Source organism: Endozoicomonas sp. ONNA2 (assembly GCF_024606365.1).
Lineage (GTDB): Bacteria > Pseudomonadota > Gammaproteobacteria > Pseudomonadales > Endozoicomonadaceae > Endozoicomonas.
Window position 1 is genome coordinate 1 of record NZ_JAHHPO010000599.1, and the last position, 3,276, is coordinate 3,276.

General features: G+C 48.9%; 5 protein-coding genes. 2 read left to right on the plus strand and 3 right to left on the minus strand.

Translation table 11 applies throughout. The annotated features are described in order from the left end of the window. Positions 1 to 9: 9 nt before the first annotated feature. Both KDK14_RS10595 and KDK14_RS10600 read left to right on the plus strand, forming a co-directional pair. The gene (locus tag KDK14_RS10595) at positions 10 to 1,047 is read left to right on the plus strand and encodes a hypothetical protein (protein ID WP_257265075.1); all 1,038 of its coding nucleotides are present in this window, start codon (positions 10 to 12) and stop codon (positions 1,045 to 1,047) included. Positions 1,048 to 1,080: 33 nt separating this feature from the next. Then, positions 1,081 to 1,503, plus strand: a complete 423-nt coding sequence (locus KDK14_RS10600; protein ID WP_257265076.1) for a hypothetical protein — start codon at positions 1,081 to 1,083, stop codon at positions 1,501 to 1,503. 60 nt (positions 1,504 to 1,563) lie between these two features. Here KDK14_RS10600 and KDK14_RS10605 read toward each other — a convergent pair whose 3' ends face one another. The 3 genes from KDK14_RS10605 to KDK14_RS10615 form a co-directional block, all read right to left on the minus strand. After that, a complete protein-coding gene (locus KDK14_RS10605) occupies positions 1,564 to 1,974 on the minus strand; it encodes a hypothetical protein (protein ID WP_257265077.1) in 411 nt (136 codons plus the stop codon). 304 nt (positions 1,975 to 2,278) lie between these two features. Continuing rightward, positions 2,279 to 2,767 (minus strand): hypothetical protein, encoded by a 489-nt coding sequence (locus KDK14_RS10610; RefSeq protein ID WP_257265078.1) that lies wholly within the window; start codon positions 2,765 to 2,767, stop codon positions 2,279 to 2,281. Between the two features lie 217 nt (positions 2,768 to 2,984). Beyond that, positions 2,985 to 3,276 (minus strand): C2H2-type zinc finger protein (locus KDK14_RS10615; RefSeq protein WP_257265079.1); only part of this gene is annotated, 292 nt, incomplete at its 5' end.

The following is a 3,276-nucleotide window of genomic DNA, read 5'->3' on the forward strand; positions in this document are numbered from 1 at the left end:
TAGACCAATTTGCTGCCACCGCAGCAGGGCAGTCTATTCTCGGACAGCCTCCTGGATGCCATTGCCGATAGTGTCAGCCTGCAACAGTGGCGCTATGCGGTGATTGCCGATGAAGCTCATTCCTCCCAGACTGGCGATACTGCCAGGCGGTTGAAGCAGGTGCTGATGGTGGATGGGGAAGCGAAAGTCCTGGAGCTGTCATCCGAAGATAAGTTGAATGCTTCAGTGGCGGCTCGTCGGCATAACAGTAACCTGAGCTATTTTGCGTTTACCGACACACCGAAAGCGAAAACATTAGAAACCTTTGGTCGTCTGCCCAATCCGGATGCGCCACCTTCAATCAAGAATATCCCTGTCGCCTTTCATGTGTACTCCATGCGCCAGGCCATTGAGGAAGGGTTTATCCTTGATGTGCTGAAGAACTACACCAACTACAAGGTGGCCTACAAACTTGCCCAGAAGTTGGAAGCAGCGGCCGAGGAGGTGGACAGCAAAAAGGCCAGGGTGAAGCTGAGCCGCTGGGTGCGGCTGCACGATTACAATATCTCCCAGAAAGTTCGGGTGATTGTTGATCACTACCGAACCCATGTGATGGGGCTGCTCCACGGGCAGGCGAAAGCGATGGTGGTGACCAGCTCCCGTAAGGAAGCGGTGCGTTACAAGCTGGCGTTTGACAAGTATCTGGCGGAAGAAAAGAGCTCTATTCAAGTGATGGTGGCGTTCTCTGGCGAGGTGGAGTTTTCGAAAGATGATCCGGGTAGCGCAGCGTTGTTGGATCAGAAGTTTACCGAGAAGAGTATGAACCCGGGCCTGAAAGGTTGGGAGATGCGCAAGGCGTTTGATACCGACGATTATCAGGTGATGCTGGTTGCCAATAAGTTCCAGACCGGTTTTGACCAGCCCAGGCTGTGCGACATGTACGTGGATAAACCGTTGGGTGGCGTGGAGTGTGTGCAGACCCTGTCCCGCAATGCCGCCATCAGCAATATCTGCAAACCAGCGGTGAAGCGCTGGCAGAAACGGTACAGCTCTGCCGTGGATGCCTAACAGTAAACCCGGAAAATCTTCGAGCGTAACAAGTTGGCAACTAACGACGCGGTGCTGTTAGCCAATGCGGAAAACAGCATGAAGGAGTGCAAGCGGGAGAAAGACCGGCTGGAGATTTTCAAGAAAGACCTGGGCAGCTTTACCCGGTTTTATGAGTTTATGTCGCAGATTCTGGAGCGGCTGAATGATCTTTTTGTCACCGATAACCTGACTGAAAAGGATATGATCAACTACGCCTGCACCGTGCGGGACAAGCTGGCTGAGAACGCCACGGTGATGAAGCAGATTGAGAACAATACGGCGGAACAAGCGTTGTCAGGTGACTTCCCCCGGGCCATTGATGATGCGGTGATGGAGAGTAGTGAAGCGCATCAGGAGATGATGTTGCAGTATCTGTCGTATCCGGAGTTGGCCAGAGGGTTTGCCCGGGTGGTGTCTGATTTGTTGAAGGGGTGAGTTGCGTTTTTGATCAGGGCGGTAGCAGTCGTAGGGCTGCTACCGCGAAGCACGAAAATTTTATGTTGTTGGTAATCCCGGTTTGTCAAAGAAAGCCTTATTTCTTTCTTTGGCAGATTGTACCAGCCGGTTATAGGAGATTACTTCGATAAAGGCGCTGTAGTTTTTGTTATAGCCAAAGTACCCCATGTGATCTGCGGTTGCTGTTAAATCCCAGTTTTTACACCTTTTGAGCATGGTAGAAGTCAGATCGCACAATATATAGCAGAAGCCAGGTACGTCTTTGGAATTAGGAATCAGTAAACCATTTGAGGTTTTTGCCTGTCTGTCACGAACACGTTCAAGGTACGTAAGCGCCTGGTCAATAGGGTCTTTTTCTTCTCCTTCAGCGGCATCGTTCCGCATTGGCCTTTTTATCTCAACCACTGTGATAGAAGCCAGTGGCAAATTCTTTTTATCAGATACCAACATTGGGTTGTCAAATACATTCAGAGCGAATAGATCTGGTTTTTATTCACACCTGCCCGAAATTTGATATGAGTGAGCTCGAAACTGTGTTCCTTTATTTTGACTTGCTTGCTCGTTGCTTTTGAGTGCATGCACTGGTCAAAAATAGTACTGAGGGAAATAGTTTCAGAACCGTCCTTCTCAACGATGCCGGGTATAGTTGGGTTCCTTACGAAATACCAGAGGCAGTGTTCGAGTAGAGCTTCTGCTATCGCGCAAGCCGTTTTACGGCAACTTGAGTAACAGGTTTTATCAAAGCCATGCAGGGTTAATACTGTACGTGCTGTTTTGTCACTAACATCAGCAACGGGCTCTGACTGAACACCTTTCTGTGCCGAAAATGAAAACTGCCGTTCTGATAAAAAATGCTGTCAACTTTGGCCAGATCAAATGCTTTCAACCACATCAGGCGACCAATGCCTCGACAACTCTTATCGATTTTGTGGTCGGAATCCAGGGTTTCAAACGATGTCATGTTAGCATCATTAAAACCAACACCATTATCTGTGATGATGAAGTCTTTAATGATTTCCTGCTCAGCCTCTTTCCCTGAGTGCATTTGCTGCTGAGGGTTACGGACAATCTCAAGGGTAATCTGGCCTGTTGATAGCCGATTGGCTTCTTCGAGGGCCTGGATCGAGTTAACAACTGCTTCAAAAACTGGCAACAGTCCATCGGACTTAGGTAAATTGGTGTTGCGCAACTGTCCGGCAAGATTGGTATGAAGACTCATTGGCGCACTCTGGTATAAGCTCACTTGGAAACAGCCTGCATCGTTGTTTCTCTCTATTGGCAGATCATATCAGACAAGTTAATTCATGCTCAAAGAGGATAGACCGTATAGCCATCTATGCATGGTGCGAAGCAAGTAATAACGACTGAATATTTGTAGCTTCCCCTGTTTGAGTGAGGTGAATCGATAAAATCACCCACTCAAAATGAGGAAGAGCCAAAATGGTTAAGCAAAATATTTTTCACGGCAAAAGAGACTTTTGCCGGTCGGTGTGGGAGCAGGTGTGTTTTTTCAGCCAGGTGCCTCGTGTAAAGCTCTTGTCGCACTTATCACACTTATAGGGCCTCTCGCCGGTGTGGGTGCGGGTATGTCTGGTGAGGTCACTGGATTGAATGAAGCTCTTGTCGCACTCACCACACTTATAGGGCCTCTCGCCGGTGTGTGTGCGGGAATGCAGCATCAATTGACTGGGTTGATGGAAGCTTTTGTCGCAGACCGTACACTTATAGGGCCTCTCGCCGGTGTGGATCCGG